Source organism: Pseudomonas asiatica (genome assembly GCF_009932335.1).
GTDB lineage: Bacteria > Pseudomonadota > Gammaproteobacteria > Pseudomonadales > Pseudomonadaceae > Aquipseudomonas > Aquipseudomonas asiatica.
This window is the reverse complement of sequence record NZ_BLJF01000001.1, coordinates 2,175,848-2,195,001: the sequence shown is the minus strand read 5'-3', so window position 1 is coordinate 2,195,001 and position 19,154 is coordinate 2,175,848. Positions and strand designations below refer to the sequence as shown.

Below are 19,154 nucleotides of genomic sequence, written 5' to 3'. Positions count from 1 at the left end.
CTGCTGGCCAGCTTCACGCCGCGAGCCCCGTCCGTAACCAGCGCCGAGTCCGGCGAACAGGAGTAATCCCTCATGTTCGAAGCGGCCAGGTTCGGCGACGAGATATCGCACAGCAGCGCGCTGGGGGGCTTCCTGATCGGGGCCGCCCTGGGCATCGCACTGGTGGCGACGGTGGCCATCGCCACCTTCACCTGTGGGTTCGGCGTGGCCTTGCTGGCCGGCCTCGCTATCTGCCAGTGGATGACGAGATCCCGGAGTGGCTGCGCACCACCGTGGATGTGCTGATGGCCATCGCCGGTGCCGCGGGTGGTATCGCGCAGTTGATCAAGGCGGGTACCCAGGCCGGCATGAAAGCCGTCATGCCTTGCGCCCTGAAGTTCACCGCCGGCTTCGTCGCTGGCGAGGTAGCCAGCCGCTACGTGGTCGAACCCGTCGCCCGCAGGGCCATCGGCGGCCTGGTCGGCAACCCGGTCGACCTCACCACCGGCCGCAAACTGATCCCCGACGAAATCGACTTCAGCCTGCCTGGCCTGATGCCGATCGAGTGGTCACGCTTCTACGCCAGCGACCTGACTGTCGATAGCGTGCTCGGTCGCGGCTGGGTGCTGCCTTGGGAGCAGAGCCTGCGCCGCCAGGGCTCGTTCATCTACCTCACCGACAACCAGGGCCGCGAAATCCCGTTCGTGACCCTGCAACCGGGCCAGCGCATCTACAACCCGCACGAACAGGTGTACCTGGTATGCACCGAGGGCGGCCACTACATCCTGCAAACCCTCGACAACCTGTTCTTCTACTTCGGCGAAGTGCCAGACACCAACAGCGAAGTGCCACTGCAACGCATCGAAAACGCCCTCGGCCACTTCCTGCATTTCACCCGCACGGCCGACGGTACGCTGACCGACATCAGCGCCACCGGCGGCACCCGCGTGCACCTGCACTACGACAACCCGCTGGGTCGCCTGACCGACATCAAGCGCGTGGTGAACAACGAAGCGGTGGAAACGCTCACCCAGTACCGCTACGACGAACACGGCCAACTGAGCGCGGTGATCAACCGCAACGGCGACACGGTGCGCAGCTTCAGCTACGCCGAAGGCCTGATGGTGACCCACAGCAACGCGCTGGGCCTGGGCTGTCACTACCGTTGGGAAACCCTCGGCGACAAGCCGCGCGTGGTCGAGCACTGGACCAGCGATGGCGAGCACTACCACTTCCGCTACGACCTCGACGCCCGCACCAGCTGGGCCACCGACGTGCTTGGCCGCGAGCTGGAAGTGCAGTACAACGCCGATCATCGCGTGGTCGCCAGCCGTGACTACGGTGGTGAACGCTACGCCATCGAGCTGGACGAACAGGGCAACATGACCGGCCTGGACTTGCCGGACGGCAACCGGCTCGCCTTCAAGTACGATGAATACGCCCGCCTGCTGGAAGAAACCGACCCGCTGGGCCGCAAGACCACCTACGAATATCACCACCTGACCACGCTGGTGACCCAGGTCAGCTATCCGGACGGCAGCACCTGGCGAGCGCGCTACGACGACAAGGGCAACCTGCTCGCCGAATACGATGCCCTCGGCCAGATGACCGAGTATCTGAACAGCGATGACGGCCTGCCGCATACGATCATCGACGCGACCTACAAGTCCAAGTACCTGTGGTGGAACACCCTGGCCCAGGTCGAGCGTTATCAGGACTGCTCGGGCAAGAGCACCTGGTACCGCTACGACGAGCGTCAGCACCTGGTGGCGGTGACCGATGCGCTGAACCAGACCACCACGCTGGAGCGCAAGCCCGACGGTGAGGTGCTGCGCATCAGCCATCCGGACGGTACTGCGGAAACCTTCACCTACAACGTCTACGGCCAGGTGCTCAGCCACACCGACGGCAAGGGCCAGACCACACGCCTGATGCGTACGGCGCGTGGCCTGCCGAGCAGCCGCCAGGATGCCAAGGGCCAGCGGGTACGCTACGAGTACGACAAGGCCGTGCGCCTGATCGCGCTGGTCAATGAGAACAATGCCACGTACAGCTTTGCCTACGACGCTTCGGACCGGCTGACTGAAGAAGTGCGGGTGGATAACCTGACCCGGCGTTTCAGCTACAACGTCGGAGGCCATCTCACGCGACTGGATGAGATTGGCTACGGTGAAAACGCCGAACGCCCGGAACGTCATACGCTGTTCGAGCGCGATGCCATTGGCCGGTTGGTCGCCAAGATCAATCGCGATGCGAGCCAGACCTTTGCGTACGACGACGGCGACCGGTTGCTGAGCATCGAGCGGCAACCGACCGGGATCGGCAAGCAGCTTGGGATCACGGAAGAGAAGCTGGAGTACGCCTACGATCTGCTGGGGCGGCTGACCAAAGAAATCACCCCCGACGGCACGCTCGGCTACGAGTACGATCCGCTCGGCAACCTGACCACATTGACCCTGCCGGATGGTCGCAAGGTCAACCACCTGTACTACGGCAGCGGGCACCTGCACCAGCTGAACCTGGACGGTCAGGTGATCAGCGACATGGAGCGCGACGACCTGCACCGCGAGGTGTACCGGACTCAGGGCAAGCTCACCAGCTGCTTCGGTTATGACGCGATGGGGCGCAAGGCCTGGCAGTTTGCCTCGACCTTGCCGGCCGACAAGCTCTCGCAGGTGCACAACACCGGTATCAATACCTCGTTGCTGGTGGAGCATGCGTATAACCCGATCCACCGTCGCTATCAGTACGACCCGGCGGGTGAACTGGTGCGCACGCTGGACAAGCTGCGGGGTGAGATCAAATACGAGTACGAAGCCAACGGGCAGTTGCGCAGCCGCGATACCGGCTCGCTGGTGGGCAGCGAGGAATTCCGCTACGACGCGGCGGCCAACCGGCTGGACTTCAATGCGCGGCAGTTCGACAAGGTCAAGGACAACCGGATCAAACAGTGGCGGGATCAGGAGTACCGTTACGATCCGTGGGGCAACCTGATCGAGAAGCGCTCGGGGCACAGCAAGCTGCAGAGCTTTAGCTATGACTGCGAGAACCGGCTGGTGCGGGCGGAGACATTGGTCAATGGCAAGCTGGAGAGCCGAGGCGAGTATCGCTATGACAGCCTGGGGCGGCGAATAGCCAAGCAGGCGGAAATCAACGGCGAAGTCGAACAGAAGCGCTTCCTCTGGCAAGGCTTGCGGATGCTGCGTGAGGAGACGCCGGGGCAGAGCATTCTGTACCTGTATGAGCCGGGTAGCTATGCGCCGTTGGTGCGGGTTGATCAGGCAGAAGGGGAAGAGCAGCAGGTCTACTACTTCCATACTGACCAGATTGGTACGCCGCTGGAGCTGACGGACAGTGATGGCACGATTGTTTGGCAGGCGACGTATCGCTCGTGGGGGACAATTGAAAGGCTGGTAATCGATCAGGTCGAGCAGAATCTGCGCTTCCAGGGGCAGTACTTCGATTCTGAAACAGGGCTGCACTACAATACGTTCCGTTTCTACGACGCAGAGGTAGGACGGTTCCTTTTGCAAGATCCGATAGGACTTGCAGGTGGAATTAATATTTATTTGTACGCTGCAAAGCCTACCTTAGAAATTGATCCGCTGGGGTGGTGTTCTACTAAGCTAGGTCAAAATATGGGGCATAGAACAGGTGGTGGGATGGCTAATCACCATCTCATACCTGAGCAATTGATGAATAAGCCTATATTTGGATCTATGTTTAAGCGTTTAAAGGGTTTGGGTTTTGATGGTGACGGCGCATCAAACGGAATTTTTTTGCCAGACAAGAAAAACGTTCAGTATATTGATTTGCCTGGGCATTGGACGAATCATGATGCGTATACAACGGCAGTGGGTAAAAAGCTACTTGAGCTTAACAAACTGGCTCCTCAATTGAGCGATGCGCAACTAATTTTGGGTATAAAAAATATTCAGGATTGGGCAAGGTCAGGTCTCCAGAATGGTCTATTTAAAGTCGATCCTGTTTCGGGTAGGTTGTTGTGAGGTGTTATGAAAGAATTTTATATGATTAATGCTGATGAAGGTCATGGGGTTCCGCTTTTTTTTGATATTGAATGGACTCCTAAACTGCCGGAGTTTAATCAGGTTTCAGAGAATCCCAGTAGAGATATGTTTGGAGATGCATATCAAGCTAAAATTGATCTGGATGTATTTTATGGCGATGCGTTCTTTGAACAATACATCGTGTCTTTAGATTTTGTGAGTCTTTGTGATTTGTATAATTGCAAATATTTTAGTGTGCCTTTGGCGATTGAGTTGCGCAAAGGGCGTGAGGCAAGTAAGGGTTATAGTCTGTTTTTTGTCCAGAGCAGATGTTCAATTCTAGATGTGGGCAAATCCAAATTTGCTCTCATGGATGAGGGGCTGTTGAGGCCTGAGAGCGAGCGCCAAGGCATGCCTGTGGTTTATGATAGGATCGAGAAGTTTGTTATAAGGGGGGGTGTTGATGAGGATCTTTTTTATTGTGTGGAGATAAAACAAATGGTCTGCTCTTCAGAATTCAAACGCGGTTACTTGGAGAGAAATCTTGCAGGGCTAGAGTTCACGAAAATTGATGGCGATTTCATTTATGCCCCTTGGGGCTGATTCTTGGTTGGGTTGTATTTTGCTTCTTGCGGTTTTTAGTGCTTGGCCAAAAAACTATTCAATAGCATAAGGTTCTTTAACATTTCGGTTTGTGATGGCTGCCTGCTGTACCTCAGTCGTCTCATTTCCAATTGATCGAACTGGGCAATCGTAAGCAGCCGTCAGGATGCCAAGGGCGAGTGGAGCTGTACAAGAAGGGGAATATATCTGTTGATCCGGCGTTTCGTTCCGCCATGATGGATAAGGCCGCTAAATTGGAGCCGGAATTACAGCAATATATCAATGGTTTGCTTTTGGGGTATTGAGGTGATATGAAAATGGATTGGTCTGATTCATTAAAGCTGCGTATTGCAAGCGAGCTAAAGGGTTATGATGTGTATTTTTCAGCTGACGATGTTCCTCTTGAAGTCGACTTTCCCGAGCAGTGGCTTGGGTTTGGTTTTTTAGATAGTGGAAAAAATCATATTCCTGTGGAATGGGCTGATTTTTCTGAGTTTTTGCCTTGGGTAAGCGCGTGGCTCGACAAATGTGTGTTAGGAACTGTTTTGGCAGTGAGTGATAGGCCGTATCTCATGTATGTATATGGCGAGGGTGGTGATTTGTATTTCTATATGGGGGGGGCTCCGCTAGGCGTTGAAGGGTCAGATCTCGATGGTTATCCCAGCCTTCCTGCGAGCTTCAGGCAGTTCTATTCAAGATTGCATAATGGCTTTGGGTTTTATATTGGTTGTACTATGGGGCCATCAAGGTTGCAAGATTTTGTTCCAATCAAGGATTTGTGCGATGAAGATTATCCGGCGCTTCCTGATATGCTAGGAGTTTTTTCTAGCGGGGCTGGTGATTATTTGGCTTTGGGTGATGGCTCATTCAAAGGCGAGGCTTTTATCTGGTGGCATGAAAAGCCAGAAAGTCCCACAGAAGGAATCGATTTATGGAATGTGATGGACTCATGGATGTCAATTTTTTTGGAGAGCTCTGACTCTAACGAGTATTGTCAGGTATGAATTTTTGCGAGAAGATTGAATACAGGCAGTGCATGCCGTAAGCCAGCGAGCCCAGGGGAAGTGGCTTTGCGCGAAGCTTTCAGGCTAGATGATGATTCGAAGACTATTTCTCGGCTAGCAATTTTCGGTCGATTTCGCTTTCGCGACCTGATCGCCATAGGGCATGAGGGCGAGACGATGAATGAGGTTGGTATGTTCTCTAAAGATGACTTATTGCAGTCCTTTGCTTGCGTGGATGAATACGCTGGTTGCTATTTTTTTCAGCACAAGCTTCCAAAAGTGGTTTATGAATATTGTTTGAAAAGTACAGATAGGAAAGATTTGCTGGTTATATCTGAGGGCATAAGTGACAGGGCGTTTTCTGTGGAGGTTGTTGAGCGGGCGCCTGACTCTTTGAGCCAAGATAAGACTACAATATTCGATATTGCTCCGAATAAGTATGGCTTTACTCATGTGTTGGTTGTGCCCAATACTTATCACGGAAGCTTGAAAGGACGACTGGACGGTAAGCGAGAGAACTTGTATCTTTGTATTCCTATACATCGGTGTGAGTTTTCGGGAAGCGAATCTGAGGGTGAATTTAAAGAAATTATTCAGCGTATGATTCCTATCTTTCATTGGAGTAGGAGCGTTTGTCCTAAAATTAAAGTGTATTTTGATAATCCGGGGACTGAAGCCGGCACTGATGAGGCTGGCGTGTTGATGAAGTATCCTACACTCCTATCGGAGATAGAGAATCTCAATGGTGTAGTTAGTGGGTTTGTTGAGGTTACAAACTATAAGGGCCAGGTGGTAGAAGTCCTTTCTCCAAAAAAAGATGTGTTTACTCTAGTTCGCAACCGGAAAGATGAAGAAGTGCTCACGCATTCTAAATTGGTCGAGGCTTTGAATGGTTTTGTTCTTGCTGGATGATGGAGTTTACTAGGCAGAAGGTTCTGAGCTTGGCGGTCATTAAAATGAAAATTCTAGGTGACGACCGCTGGCTTTGAGGCGGTCGTATGTATTGCTTTCTATTTTGACACTGGCCCTGGCGAGATTGCCGATACGATTACGAAATACAGATCTTAGGCCAAAAGGCACCCGCTTGACATGCTAGGAAGAAAGATGAACTATTATTCAATGTGTCATGAAGTGGTGAAAGGTGGGTATACAGATGGAGATGTAGTGTTCTACCCAACCCTATCTGATTATTATCAGGTAGGGATGAGTCTCTCCTTGATTGGCGTGTCGGTTTCTGTGATTTTGGATAAAACGGTTCGTGCTCTTAAGTCTGATTTTTTCTTGACAACTTCCGGTGCTTTTTTTGTGTCCCAAGATTTTAAGGATGTTCTTGGGGGTCTAAATACTAGCCTGCAATTTTCCCCTGCGGATGTAAAACACTTTAATGGAAGGCCTGCGGTCAAAAAGTATTATTTTATTCACGTTAATGACAGGTGCGCATGCTTTGACTACGGGCTTTCGGAGTACTCTGGTAAGTCTTTGGTTATGAGTAAGATTCAGGCCGGTGAGCTGACTGCTGATTACAAGGTCCGAGGCGTAAAGAAGATGTGTATTGATGAGGCAAAAACTGGTTCGCTGGACCTTTTCTTTGTGGCAGGTGTGATCTGGATCGACCCTATTGTCTCAGAGGTATTGGTGCGCAAGGTTGAAAGCAATAAATTGCTGGTCAGGTTCAGTGCTATTGGGTGATTGAAAGCTGATAGGTTACTTGTGCGTGATTTTTTATATGAGTCGTTTTTAGTTGGGTGGGATAACATACAACTCGGGGTGACTGAGTAGACGCCGGAGTACGCCTGCGACCTGCTGGGGCGGCTGGCCAAGATCGTCTGGCAGGCGAGGTATCGCTCATGGGGCGATTCAGCCGGCTGCGCGGTTGCCAGGATGAAGGGGTATCGATTGAAGGACCTGATAACATTCACACATCTGATTTATGGCAAGGGTTTATTTGAAGCCCTTGCTGCGAGCGTCGAAAATTGGGAGGAGCTCCTCGATAGCCGAGAGCGACCATCTTTTGACAATGCTTGGATAAGCAATTTTAAAACGCTGCAAGGGATTAGCTATCAGGAACCAAATAGCGAAGCTAATGTAACCGTGCTTAGAGAGTTTGCCTTCAAGGAGATGTTTCGTCTCACTGCGGATGCCGAAATTGCAGGTTACATATCTGACGATATCGGCTTGCTTGCTGAGGCGCTGGCAAAAGGTCACCTGACGACATGGTGTGAAAAGTTGCTTGCCAGTTACCAATCTGGGCATTTCCCGTGCTAGCCGAGGTTTTCTGAAGCGATATTCGGCTTATCGAGTAGAGCTCACGCGTGCGTGCTGAATGGTAAGTACCGTGGTGGATGGCACAGGCTTCGCCTGTGTTCGCGGGTAAACCCGCTCCTACAGGGATTGCCCATGCCTTGGGGGTTCAAAAGTGGCGCGGCGCTTCAGCTGGAACACTGGCGGCCTTCTCGTGCGTCTGGATGAGATGGTTACGGCCAGCAGGTAGGGCCGCCAAAGTGACTGCCTCCCCGGCAAGCCACGTTTCGGTTCCACCGTGCGAAACCAGATTCGATTGTGCTTCATCGCTCCTCGCGCTTATCTGTCAGCCAAGCACGACCTGCCTCACCCGTCGTGACCTCAAGGCGAACAACAAGAACGGGAAACCACCCGCGCGAGGAGACTCTACATGTCCCGACATCAGCACATCCTGGCCTGGCTGAACGATGTGGCCAGCGACCTGCACGCAATCCGTCACGATATCCACGCTCACCCGGAACTGGGTTTCGAAGAAAGCCGCACTTCGGCGCTGGTCGCCCGTCTGCTCGAAGAATGGGGCTATGAAGTGCACACCGGTATCGGCAAGACCGGCGTGGTCGGCGTACTGCGCAATGGCAGCAGCCCACGCCGCCTGGGCCTGCGCGCCGACATGGACGCGTTGCCCATCCACGAGGCCACCGGCGCCGCGTACAGCAGCCAGCACCAGGGCTGCATGCACGCCTGCGGCCATGACGGGCATACCACCATGCTGCTTGGCGCCGCACGCTACCTGGCGGCGACCCGGCAGTTCGACGGGACGCTGACGCTGATCTTCCAGCCGGCCGAGGAGGGCCAGGGTGGCGCCGAGGCGATGCTTGCCGACGGCCTGCTGGAGCGCTTCCCTTGCGATGCACTGTTCGGCATGCACAACATGCCCGGGCTGCCGGCCGGGCACCTGGGCTTTCGCGAGGGGCCGATGATGGCCTCGCAAGACCTGCTCACGGTGACCCTCGACGGGGTTGGCGGCCATGGCTCGATGCCGCACCTGACCGTCGACCCGCTGGTGGCGGCGGCCAGTGTGGTGATGGCCCTGCAAACCGTGGTGGCGCGCAATATCGATGCACAGGAGGCGGCGGTGGTTACCGTCGGCGCCTTGCAGGCCGGCGAAGCGGCCAACGTGATCCCGCAGCAGGCACTGCTGCGCCTGAGCCTGCGCGCGCTGAACGCCGAGGTGCGGGCGCAGACCCTGGAGCGGGTGCGGGCGATAATTGTCAGCCAGGCCGAGAGCTTCGGCTGCCGCGCCACCATCGAACACCGCCCGGCCTACCCGGTGTTGGTCAACCACGCCGCGGAAAACGCCTTCGCCCGGCAGGTGGGGGTAGAACTGCTCGGTGCCGAGGCTGTGGATGGCAACACCCGCAAGCTGATGGGCAGCGAAGACTTCGCCTGGATGCTGCAACGCTGCCCGGGCGCCTACCTGTTCATCGGCAATGGCGTATCGCGGCCGATGGTGCACAACCCGGCCTACGACTTCAACGACGAGATCCTGCTGACCGGTGCCGCCTACTGGGGCGCGCTGGCAGAGCGCTGGCTCGCGCCCGCCTGACCTGTCCTTTTGACGACTGCCGCTGGAACCCGGGCGCGACCGCGCCTGGGCGATCACCCAATCATTGTGTGGAGTGTTTCCTATGCAGACTTCGAGCACCGGCGTGTCGCGTACCCGGCAAGTGGTCGCCGCCGTCATCGGCAACGCCCTGGAGTGGTATGACTTTATCGTGTACGGCTTTCTGGCCAGCATCATCGCCCGGCAGTTCTTCCCCTCCGACGACGAATACGCCTCGCTGCTGATGGCCCTGGCCACCTTCGGCGTCGGCTTTTTCATGCGCCCGGTGGGCGGTGTGCTGCTGGGCATGTATTCCGACCGCAAGGGCCGCAAGGCGGCGATGCAGATGATCATCCGGCTGATGACCGTGTCCATTGCCATGATCGCCTTTGCCCCCGACTACCTGGCCATCGGCATGGCCGCGCCGATGCTGATCGTGGTGGCGCGCATGCTGCAGGGTTTTGCTACCGGCGGCGAGTACGCCAGCGCCACGGCCTTTCTGGTGGAGAGCGCGCCGGCCCACCGCAAGGGCCTGTATGGCTCGTGGCAGCTGGTGGGGCAGTGCCTGGCAGTGTTCTCCGGGGCGGCGATGGTGGCCCTGGTCACCCACTTGTGCACGCCTGCGGCGCTGGACAGCTGGGGCTGGCGTATCCCGTTCGTGCTTGGCCTGCTGATCGGCCCGGTGGGGCTGTGGATTCGCAAGCACATGGAGGAGCCCGAGGAATTCATCGAGGCGCGCCGCCAGGCCAAGGGCCAGTCGCCCAGCCTGTGGCAGGTGCTGCGTGAGCATCGGCGCAGCCTGTTGGTATCGATGGGCCTGGCCTGTGGCGCGACGGTGTCGTTCTACGTGGTGCTGGTGAACATGCCGACCTTCGCCCACAAGAACCTCGGCCTGCCGCTGGACCAGGTGCTGCTGGTGCAGATGCTTGCGGTTGGGCTGATGACCGTGGTGATCCCGCTGTCCGGGGCGTTGTCTGACCGGCTGGGGCGGCGCCCGGTGCTGATGGCCTTCACCCTGGCGTTCTTCGTCATGGTCTACCCGTTGTATGTGTGGGTGGCTGCCGCGCCGTCGCTGGAGCGCCTGCTGGTGATGCAACTGCTGCTGTGCACCGCCATCGGTGGCTTCTTCGGGCCGGCGCCCACGGCCCTGGCCGAGCAGTTCCCGGTCGAGGTGCGTTCTACCGGTGTGTCGGTGGCCTATAACGTGGCGGTGATGGTGTTCGGCGGCTTCGCCCCGTTGATCGTCACCTGGCTGAGCAAGGTGCTCGGTACCCCGGTGGCGCCGTCGTTCTACGTGCTGTTCGCCTGCCTGCTGACACTGCTGGGCACCTATTGCCTGAAAGAAGCCCCACGCGCGGGCAAGCCTGCCGCTTTCAACCTTGGAGTGAAACCGTGATGCCGCTAGCCATCGACCCCATCGTTGCCCTCGATGCCGAGGCATTGTCCCGGGCCATCCATGCCCGCCAGATATCGTGCCGGGAGGTGATGCAGGCTTATCTGGCGCACATCGAACGCTTCAACCCGCAGGTCAACGCGCTGGTGTCGCTGCGCCCGGCCGAGGCACTGCTGGCCGAGGCCGATGAGCGTGACCGCGAGCTGGGCCGTGGCCATTCGCGCGGCTGGATGCATGGCATGCCCCAGGCGATCAAGGACCTGGCCGCCACAGCCGGGCTGCGCACCACGTTGGGCTCGCCGCTGTTCGCCGAGCAGGTGCCCGAGCAGGACGCGATTAGTGTGGCGCGGGTGCGGGCCAGTGGTGCGCTGATCGTGGGCAAGAGCAATGTGCCGGAATTCGGCCTTGGTTCGCAGACCTACAACACCCTGTTCGGCACCACCACCAACGCCTACGACCCGGGCAAGGTGGCCGGGGGCAGCAGCGGTGGGGCGGCGGCGGCGCTGGCCATGCGCCTGCTGCCGGTCGCCGACGGCAGCGACATGATGGGCTCGCTGCGCAACCCGGCGGCGTTCAACAACGTGTATGGCCTGCGCCCGTCGCAGGGCCGCGTACCCCACGGGCCGGCGCCGGAACTGTTCGTGCAGCAGCTGGCCACCGAGGGGCCGATGGGCCGCAGCGTGGTGGATGTGGCGCGGTTGTTGTCGACCCAGGCGGGCTTCGATGTGCGGGCGCCGTTGTCGCTGGGCGATGGCCGGCGCGATTTTGCCGCCGGGTTGCAGCGCGATTTCCGCGGCGTGCGGGTTGGCTGGCTGGGCGACTACGACGGCTACCTGGCGATGGATGACGGGGTGCTGAGCCTGTGCGAAGCGGCCCTGGCAGACTTCGCCGAACTGGGCTGCCGGGTCGAGGCCTGCCAGCCGGCGTTCGACATGGCGCGTTTGTGGCAGTGCTGGCTGACCCATCGCCACTTCCTGGTGCACGGCAACCTCGCTGCGGCCTATGCCGACCCGGGCAAGCGCGCGCTGCTCAAGCCCGAGGCGCAGTGGGAGGTGGAGGGTGGCCTGCAACTGAGCGCGGCGGCGGTGTACCAGGCTTCGGTGGCCCGCAGCGACTGGTACCGCGTGCTGGGCAAGCTGTTCGAGCGTTACGATTACCTGCTGTTGCCATCGGCCCAGGTGTTCCCATTCGATGCACGGCAACCGTGGCCAACGGTGGTCGGAGGGCGGGCGATGGACACCTATCACCGCTGGATGGAAGTGGTGATTGGGCCGACCCTGGCCGGCTTGCCGAGCATCAGCGTACCGGTCGGTTTCAACGCTGCTGGGTTGCCCATGGGCCTGCAGATCATCGGCCCGGCCCAGGCCGACCATGCGGTGTTGCAGCTGGCCCATGCCCATGAACAGCTCACCCGTTGGGTAGCGCGGCGCCCACCCCGGAGCCTGCAAGCGCCATGAAACCGCTGGGCAGGCGCGGATCTTGCTGGCTATCCTGACCATCCAGTTACAGGGAGGTCACACTCATGGGCATCACGGCAGACAGTGGCGGCGTGCGTTCGGTGGAACGGGCGCTGGCCATCGTCGACCTGCTTGGCGAACACCAGGCGCTGGGCCTGGAAGAACTGCATTACCTGACGGCGCTGCCCAAGGCCACGGTATCGCGCATGCTCGCCACCTTGCAGGAGCAAGGCTGGGTTTACCGCGGCCTCAGCGACAGGCGTTACCGGCTGTGCGCGCGGCGCCTGTTCGGTGACCGCCAGCTGCGTTTCAAGCGGCGCCTGGTGGAACACGCCGCGCCCATGCTGCTGGAATTGAGCGAGCGCACCGGGCTGGTGGCCGACCTGTCGTGTTTCGACGGCGAGCGGCTGGAGGTGATGGAAAGCGCTGTGCCCCAGGTATTGCGCAAGCGTTACCCGCACACCTGCCAGATCGTCGGCCATCATGCCAGCCTGTTCCACTCGGCGATGGGGCGGGCATGCCTGGGTGAGTTGGCGGTCGATGAAGTGCAGCGCCTGGCGGCCCATGAGCGGGTGGGCGACGAGACGGTGCTGCGCGACATCGAGGAGGAAGCGAACAAGGGGTTCGGCCAGCGCACCGAAGGGCACTGGGAGTACCCGGTGCGCTTGCCGTTCCTGATCCGCGCCATTGCCCTGCCGGTGCATGCCGAAGGGCGCCTGGCCGGGAGCATTGCCTTGCACTGGCCGCTGGACCAGGCGCCGGTGGAGCGGGTGTTGAACCTGCACCTGAACAGCCTGGCTACAACGGTGGGGGAGGTGCAGCGGGCCTTGGTGGTTTAGCGGGGACCTGTACTGGCCTCTTCGCGGGCTTGCCCGCTCCCACAGGTACCGAGCAGGTCTCAGGCAATGCACCATCCCTGTGGGAGCGGGCGAGCCCGCGAAGAGGCCAGTGCAGCAAACAACAAAAGAAGCTGTGTCCGCAGCCCTTCAACGTTCCAGGCTGTACATCCGGCACTCCGCCAGCAACGCCAGCAGGTTCGGCTCCCGCTCCCGCGCCTTGAGGAACACCACGCCAATATGCTGCTGCAAGCGATATTGCGGCTTCAGGGCAATCAGCCTGACCCGGTTTTCGTACACCGCTGCGATCCGCCCAGGCAGCAAGGCAAAGCCCACGCCCGAGCTGACCATGCTCAGCAGGGTGAAGATATCGTTCACCTGCATGGCCACCTTGGGTTCGAAGCCAGCCTGCTGGAACACCCGGGCACCATCGCGGTGGGTGGCAAAGCCCTGGGTCAGGGTGATGAAGGTGGAGTCGGCCAGGTCGGCCAGGTCCACCTCGGCCTGCTCGGCGAAGGGTGAATCGATGGGCACGGCAAGGAAGATGTCGTCGGAGAACAGCGGCAACTGCTCGCAGGCCGGGTCGCTGACGCTTTCGTCGAGCGACACGAGGATGGCCTCCAGCTCGTGGTTCTTCAGGCGCTGCAGCAGGTCGACGTTGGAGCCCAGGGTCAGGTCGATGTTGAGTTCGCTGCGGCGCAGCTTGAGGCCCATGACCAGCTTGGGCACGGTTTTCACCGTCAGCGAGTAGAGCGCGCCCAGGCGGAAGCGCTCGGCGTAGAAGCCGGCGGCCTCGCGGGTAAGGCGGACCATCTGCTCGGCGTCCTGGATCAGCTGGCGGGCTTTCTTTTCCAGCACGTAGGCGCTTTCCAGCGGGATCAGCTGGCGGCCTTCGTGCTTGAACAGCGGGCAGCGCAGTGCGCTTTCCAGCGAGTGGATGGCGCGGTGCACGCTGACGGCGCTGGTGGCCAACTCGGCGGCGGCGCGGCCGAGGTTGCCGGTGCGCATGAAGGCGAGGAAGGTTTCCAGCTTCTTGAGGGTCAGTTCTTCGTCGATCAGCATGGGTTGACCTGGGTGTGCACAATGGCTGGGGCATGCATATTGCCTTGAAATTTTGGGGCCGCTTCGCAGCCCATCGCCGGCAAGCCAGCTCCCACAGGGACAGCGCACGGCTTGAGGCCGATGCGGTCGAGGTGGGAGCTGGCTTGCCGGCGATGGGGCGCGAAGCGGCCCCGTATGCTCATTGCATGGATCCGATCAAGGTCCACAACGCTGGGTCGTTGAAGTCACGGACAACCAGCTTCGCCCCCGCCGCCAGCAACCGCTCCGGCGTCTGCGTAGTGGCCACGCCCACGGTAAAGATCCCCGCGCCACTCGCGGCCGCCACCCCCGGCAGCGAATCCTCGAAGGCCAGTGCCTGCCCGGCCTCGGCACCCAGCCGCTGCAACCCGGTCAGGTAAGGCAGCGGGTCCGGCTTGGGCCGTGCCAGTTCCTCGGCCACCAGCACGTGCGCGAAGCGCTGGCCCAGGCCCATGGCGTTCAACATGTGTTCGGCGTTCAGCCGCGGTGCATTGGTCACCACGCACATGCCGATGTCACGAGCCTGGGCATGTTCCAGCAGGCGCACTAGGCCCGGCATCGGCTCAAGAGCCGGCGACATGTCGCGGAACAGCGCCTCCTTGCGGTCGGCCAGCACCTGGCACTGCTCGGCACTGGCGCCGGCAAACAGCTCGGCGAACAGCTCGCCGTTGGCGCGGCCGCTGACCTGGGCATCGAACTGCGCCTGGCTCAGCTCGCGGCCGTCATGCTCGCGCAACAGTTGGCGAAAGGCCTGCAGATGCAAGGTGTCAGTGTCGGTGAGGGTTCCGTCGAGGTCGAACAGCAGGGCAGTCAGCATTGGGTATCCAGGTGCAAAATCATGGGCGGGCCAGAAGGGAGATTCTTTGCCTTTGGAGTCACGTCAACTACGCGACTTCCTGAGTGTACTGGAGTACGGCAGCCTTGGCAGAGCTGTGCTCGAACGCGAGGTTGACGCCTGCGCGTCGAGTCAGCAACTGCCAAGGCTGGAAAGCCAACCCGAGAAACCGGCCGTTGGCACGCTCCGGCTTTCGAAGCTTTGTCATCAGTTCTGGTTGGCGGAGGTGGCTGGGCGCAGGTAGCTGATCTTCTGCACCTTGCCGTCGCTGTCACGGTAGGTGAGGGTGGCGGTGTCGGCGTGGTCGGTGGCGTGGCCCGAGGCCTCCACCGCGATCACTTGGGCGATGTCCAGGTTCATGCCGTACTGGTACGGGGAGGCGGTCTGGGCGAAGGCGCCGACGCTGCTGCCGAAGGTCAGGGTGGTGATGGCGATTGCTTTGATGAAGGTCATGATCATGCTCCGTTAGCTTGGGTAGTGGGATCAGCAACTGCTTGCTGTCTGGGCTGAATATTGCGCGATAATATTTAGTGCGCAAAATATATTTCCGCTATCTGGTCTATTGGAGCGCTGCATCGCCGGAAAGATTGTGTGGGTCGCGGCGAGGGCTGATATGTTTCCCGCGTACCGGTTTGCATCTGATCGACGCTGACCTATCAAGGAAGAAAAACAATGAAAACAGTGCTCGGCTTGTTGTTTTTTATCTGTCTGGACATACCTGCATTCGCTGGCTACAAGACCATTGGCTTCAAGACCTCGACATTATCGGACAGGCAAACTGACCGTCCGCTGGAGCTGGTCGTCTGGTACCCGAGTACGACCACTGCGCCACCACAGTTGATCGCTGATACCCCGGTTTTCAGTGGTGACCTCGCTGTGCGCGATGCACCTCCAACTGCAGGCACATATCCATTGGTGGTGTTTTCCCACGGCTTTCGCGGCAATTGGGGAAACCAGTCGTGGCTGGCCAGTGCACTGGCTCACCAAGGCTACATCGTGGCGGCGGTCAACCACCCCGGCACTACTACCCGCGATCGCAACCCTGAAGCCGCGGCACAGTTGTGGCGGCGTCCCATTGACTTGCAGCGGGCCATCAATGCGGTCATGGCCCAGGCGGATCAGTTCGGGCGGGTGGCGAAGGGCCAAGTTGCAGTGGTCGGCCACTCACTGGGCGGCTGGACCGCGCTGGAAATTGCCGGCGCCCGCTTTGATCCCAAGCGTTTTGCCCAGGACTGTTCCATCCATCCGCAGCTGTCGAGTTGCAGCGTCTACAAGCAGATCAATGCCGACAGCGCCCCGGCATCGAAAGCTCGACTGGGTGGCGATTTGCGCGACAGTCGTGTCACCGCCATCGTTACCCTGGATCTTGGCCTGTCACGTGGCCTGACCGATGAAAGCCTTGCGGCTTTGCCAGTGCCGACGTTGGTGATTGCGGCCGGCGCGCCTTCTGAAGACCTTCCCGCGCAGCTGGAATCTGCTGACCTTGCCAAGCGTCTGCCTTCGGCGACGAGTCGTTATGTCGAGATCGAGGACGCCAGCCATTTCAGCTTCTTGTCGACGTGCAAACCAGGCGCGATGGCGTTGCTCGAAGACGATGCTCCAGGGGATGGTGTCATTTGCCGGGACGGCGATAACGCCCGGTCTCGGGGGGCGATCCAGTTGCAGATCGCCTCGCTGGTGACTGAGTTCCTGGAGCAGCATTTTGGTCGTTGGTCTATGTAACGACGCAGCGATGGGGCGGGAACGGTCTGCTGCGACTGGCTGTTACCGACCCACAGCGGGCATCTGTAACCGGGGCCGCTTCGCGCCCCATCGCCGGCAAGCGCGGCTCCCACAGTGTCCCTGCTGATTCAATTCGCCATGTGCAGTCAGGTTTGGGACCAGCCATATAGCCTTCAGCATCATTGCGGTAGTTTCGCGGATCGCAGTCATCTTAACTAAACCTTCCAATTTCTGGCTAGTCGATAATCTCGGCATTTCAATGGTTTGCGTTCCTGTCAGCTCGCGGATTTTAATATTTACTTGGTGCTTTCGAGGTGAGGGTTTAGTTGAGCTGGAGCGTTGTTACTAAAAATTGGCGAATAAGCTTGCAGTTACGCAATAAGGATTGCTGTTTTAGGTTCTTGAGGATATATAGCTTTCTGCTGATCGGGTGTAATGGCTCAAGATGGTCGTCAGGACCCTATCTATTGGTAAGTCCTGTCGATTGCGTCCTTGTTTTTGGAACTCCTTTTGAAGATGCCGAATGTGCTTTCTCCGATACTGGGGTAAGCACTGCGTGATGTCCGCTGCTGACCATCCACAATCCAGCAGAAAAGCCAGTAATCCGTTTCTCCACACAATCGGTCCTTTTAACGCATCAGGTGTAATGCGCTTTGCTCGGGACCTAAAATAATTTTGTAGGTTAGTTGCGGGCGTGTCAGCTAGTAGTTCGCCCGCTCTAATGTCTGGGAACAGGAGTCCCTCGCTAATTTTGCAAAGTCCTAACCAAGCGTGAGTTGCTCGCACTGGACATAGCTGAGGTAAATAACCCATAGTCAAAAGCTGGGGAGGCGACTTATGGGTCTTTGGGGTTGGGCGAACTGTTATCTGTATTCTTTTTGGCGTCACCACCACGTCCTCCAGGCTCAGTGCGCAAGTCTCATTCATCTCCAATCCGTACCAGTAAGAAACGAGCAATATCGCTCGATTACGCACTGATTTGAGGAGTTTATGATGTATCAGGTGTGCTCTGTCATGGTTCAGAAGGGCGCGGGCTTTTTTGAGCTCGTGTCGGTGGCGAGCGATCTCGCCTTTTAACATTTTAGTCAGTTCGGAGACACAATGAAATGTAGGAGTCGTTTGTGAAGATATAGGTGCTTGTAAGCATGTTACGTTCTCGAACTCTCTGCAGAGCCTTAACACGGAGGGGCATTGGGTAGGATCTGCAAGTCCGAGTGTTCGATGATAGCGAGAGAACGCTGTTAGGATCCGACCGATTTTGGTAGGGGTACCTCGGAAGCTATGCAGGAGATAGAGGCACAACTCTTCAGCTGTACAGGGAAGGCCGCCTTCATAGTAATTTTGGAAATCGCGTATATAATCAATTGTTTGACGGTCAAATAGGGAGGGTGTGAGACCTGGCATGGATAACGTTTTCATCGCGTCGCTTCCTCTATGCTTGTGATTTCGTAGCGGCTTATTATCTTTCTTACGTTATGCGGTGCCTTTTATTCCCAATAGGCATCATGGGTGTGGGGCAACTGTGCGATTATCACATTGTGGAATCCGCCCCCATTCGTCATAGAAGACCTCCGCGAGGGGTTGGCATATCTACCTAAGCATGAAGTCTATGTTGAGGGTGTAGATATGTCTAAAAAAAGTACGAAGCAAGCGACGCCCAGCAATGCCTTGATTGCTCAGATGCGTAATCGCGGATCTGTACGCAGCAGTATTTGGCATGTTTATAGTTTGAAAGCCAATAATGACCTGATTCTGGAAAGCCATCGTGAAGTCGCGCACTGGCTAATCTATCTTGAGTTTGACCCATCAATAGTAGCTTTCTGGAAGCCACAAGGCGAAGAGTTCAATGCAGACCAGCGAGGCGGGCGCAAGGTAAAACTTGATGCGATTGCGACGAATGTCGAGGGCCTTATCGAGTGGCATGAGGTGAAGCCGGGATACATTGATGATCTAGAGGCGCATGAGCAGCTGAAGGTTCAGAAGGAGTTGGCGCAGGCTGCCGGTGCTCTTTACCGACTCTTCGATGAGTCAACACGCGACGCCCGTCATTATCAAGTTATGCCCTTGCTAAGATTGGCAAATTTCGTGGCGTTGACGCGTTGGAGTGTGGATATCAACGCAACGGAAGCGCTTCTTTTTCAAACCGTCGGGCTAAATAGAACCGGTACCATTGGCAGCTTGGCGCAAATACTACCCAACCTAGACATGACGGAGTTGGTCGGCGGACTCAGCCGTTTGGCAATCAAAGGGCAGGTAGAGTTAACCATTGATGCTTTCACCCCAAACCTGCAGACCACATGGTCTTGCAAAGTTGAACGGCCATGAAGCGGGTTGTGATCCCCCAGACCGTGCAAGCCGGGAACTGGCCGAGATTACCAGCCTCGGCAGTCCCCG

Annotated in this window: 14 protein-coding genes and 1 pseudogene; 12 read left to right on the top strand and 3 right to left on the bottom strand. The window is 58.0% G+C overall.

What is annotated here, in order from left to right; genetic code table 11:
- Positions 1 to 72: 72 nt before the first annotated feature.
- From GYA95_RS10285 to GYA95_RS10235, 10 genes and pseudogenes are all read left to right on the top strand, one after another.
- Positions 73 to 3,986, top strand: a pseudogene (locus GYA95_RS10285) (RHS repeat-associated core domain-containing protein).
- 6 nt (positions 3,987 to 3,992) lie between these two features.
- Complete coding sequence (locus tag GYA95_RS10275) at positions 3,993 to 4,589, top strand: hypothetical protein (protein ID WP_043935660.1); 597 nt, start codon at positions 3,993 to 3,995, stop codon at positions 4,587 to 4,589.
- Positions 4,590 to 4,906: 317 nt separating this feature from the next.
- Positions 4,907 to 5,593, top strand: a complete 687-nt coding sequence (locus GYA95_RS10270) for an SMI1/KNR4 family protein (RefSeq protein WP_145994174.1) — start codon at positions 4,907 to 4,909, stop codon at positions 5,591 to 5,593.
- A 66-nt stretch (positions 5,594 to 5,659) separates the two neighbouring features.
- Positions 5,660 to 6,505, top strand: a complete 846-nt coding sequence (locus GYA95_RS10265; RefSeq protein ID WP_137188718.1) for a hypothetical protein — start codon at positions 5,660 to 5,662, stop codon at positions 6,503 to 6,505.
- Between the two features lie 192 nt (positions 6,506 to 6,697).
- Entirely contained in the window at positions 6,698 to 7,282 is a 585-nt protein-coding gene (locus tag GYA95_RS10260) for an imm11 family protein (RefSeq protein ID WP_137138408.1), read from the top strand.
- A 207-nt stretch (positions 7,283 to 7,489) separates the two neighbouring features.
- Complete coding sequence (locus tag GYA95_RS10255; RefSeq protein ID WP_015270480.1) at positions 7,490 to 7,858, top strand: hypothetical protein; 369 nt, start codon at positions 7,490 to 7,492, stop codon at positions 7,856 to 7,858.
- 406 nt (positions 7,859 to 8,264) lie between these two features.
- Complete coding sequence (locus GYA95_RS10250) at positions 8,265 to 9,440, top strand: M20 aminoacylase family protein (protein ID WP_015270479.1); 1,176 nt, start codon at positions 8,265 to 8,267, stop codon at positions 9,438 to 9,440.
- Between the two features lie 82 nt (positions 9,441 to 9,522).
- Entirely contained in the window at positions 9,523 to 10,833 is a 1,311-nt protein-coding gene (locus tag GYA95_RS10245; RefSeq protein WP_015270478.1) for a citrate-proton symporter, read from the top strand.
- Complete coding sequence (locus GYA95_RS10240) at positions 10,833 to 12,287, top strand: amidase (protein ID WP_161551473.1); 1,455 nt, start codon at positions 10,833 to 10,835, stop codon at positions 12,285 to 12,287. The genes GYA95_RS10245 and GYA95_RS10240 overlap by 1 nt, the downstream gene beginning before the upstream one ends.
- A gap of 65 nt (positions 12,288 to 12,352) precedes the next feature.
- Complete coding sequence (locus GYA95_RS10235) at positions 12,353 to 13,126, top strand: IclR family transcriptional regulator (RefSeq protein ID WP_015270476.1); 774 nt, start codon at positions 12,353 to 12,355, stop codon at positions 13,124 to 13,126.
- Between the two features lie 147 nt (positions 13,127 to 13,273).
- Here GYA95_RS10235 and GYA95_RS10230 read toward each other — a convergent pair whose 3' ends face one another.
- From GYA95_RS10230 to GYA95_RS10220, 3 genes are all read right to left on the bottom strand, one after another.
- The gene (locus tag GYA95_RS10230) at positions 13,274 to 14,185 is read right to left on the bottom strand and encodes a LysR family transcriptional regulator (RefSeq protein WP_003260483.1); all 912 of its coding nucleotides are present in this window, start codon (positions 14,183 to 14,185) and stop codon (positions 13,274 to 13,276) included.
- 178 nt (positions 14,186 to 14,363) lie between these two features.
- Positions 14,364 to 15,020, bottom strand: coding sequence for an HAD family hydrolase (locus tag GYA95_RS10225; RefSeq protein WP_024087169.1), 657 nt, complete (start codon positions 15,018 to 15,020; stop codon positions 14,364 to 14,366).
- Between the two features lie 225 nt (positions 15,021 to 15,245).
- Positions 15,246 to 15,491 (bottom strand): DUF2790 domain-containing protein, encoded by a 246-nt coding sequence (locus GYA95_RS10220; protein ID WP_015270475.1) that lies wholly within the window; start codon positions 15,489 to 15,491, stop codon positions 15,246 to 15,248.
- Between the two features lie 219 nt (positions 15,492 to 15,710).
- Here GYA95_RS10220 and GYA95_RS10215 point away from each other — a divergent pair, with 219 nt between their 5' ends.
- A complete protein-coding gene (locus GYA95_RS10215) occupies positions 15,711 to 16,760 on the top strand; it encodes an alpha/beta hydrolase family protein (RefSeq protein WP_015270474.1) in 1,050 nt (349 codons plus the stop codon).
- A gap of 1,626 nt (positions 16,761 to 18,386) precedes the next feature.
- Entirely contained in the window at positions 18,387 to 19,085 is a 699-nt protein-coding gene (locus GYA95_RS10210; protein ID WP_015270473.1) for a hypothetical protein, read from the top strand.
- The last annotated feature ends 69 nt before the right edge of the window (positions 19,086 to 19,154 follow it).

What these genes read in the sequence shown, in the direction of transcription:
- GYA95_RS10275 (WP_043935660.1), top strand. Translation starts at nt 3,993, where the DNA reads ATGAAAGAATTTTATATGATTAATGCTGATGAAGGTCATGGGGTTCCG.
- GYA95_RS10270 (WP_145994174.1), top strand. Translation starts at nt 4,907, where the DNA reads ATGGATTGGTCTGATTCATTAAAGCTGCGTATTGCAAGCGAGCTAAAG.
- GYA95_RS10260 (WP_137138408.1), top strand. Translation starts at nt 6,698, where the DNA reads ATGAACTATTATTCAATGTGTCATGAAGTGGTGAAAGGTGGGTATACA.
- GYA95_RS10250 (WP_015270479.1), top strand. Translation starts at nt 8,265, where the DNA reads ATGTCCCGACATCAGCACATCCTGGCCTGGCTGAACGATGTGGCCAGC.
- GYA95_RS10245 (WP_015270478.1), top strand. Translation starts at nt 9,523, where the DNA reads ATGCAGACTTCGAGCACCGGCGTGTCGCGTACCCGGCAAGTGGTCGCC.
- GYA95_RS10240 (WP_161551473.1), top strand. Translation starts at nt 10,833, where the DNA reads ATGCCGCTAGCCATCGACCCCATCGTTGCCCTCGATGCCGAGGCATTG.
- GYA95_RS10235 (WP_015270476.1), top strand. Translation starts at nt 12,353, where the DNA reads ATGGGCATCACGGCAGACAGTGGCGGCGTGCGTTCGGTGGAACGGGCG.
- GYA95_RS10230 (WP_003260483.1), bottom strand. Translation starts at nt 14,185, where the DNA reads ATGCTGATCGACGAAGAACTGACCCTCAAGAAGCTGGAAACCTTCCTC.
- GYA95_RS10225 (WP_024087169.1), bottom strand. Translation starts at nt 15,020, where the DNA reads ATGCTGACTGCCCTGCTGTTCGACCTCGACGGAACCCTCACCGACACT.
- GYA95_RS10220 (WP_015270475.1), bottom strand. Translation starts at nt 15,491, where the DNA reads ATGACCTTCATCAAAGCAATCGCCATCACCACCCTGACCTTCGGCAGC.
- GYA95_RS10215 (WP_015270474.1), top strand. Translation starts at nt 15,711, where the DNA reads ATGAAAACAGTGCTCGGCTTGTTGTTTTTTATCTGTCTGGACATACCT.
- GYA95_RS10210 (WP_015270473.1), top strand. Translation starts at nt 18,387, where the DNA reads ATGTCTAAAAAAAGTACGAAGCAAGCGACGCCCAGCAATGCCTTGATT.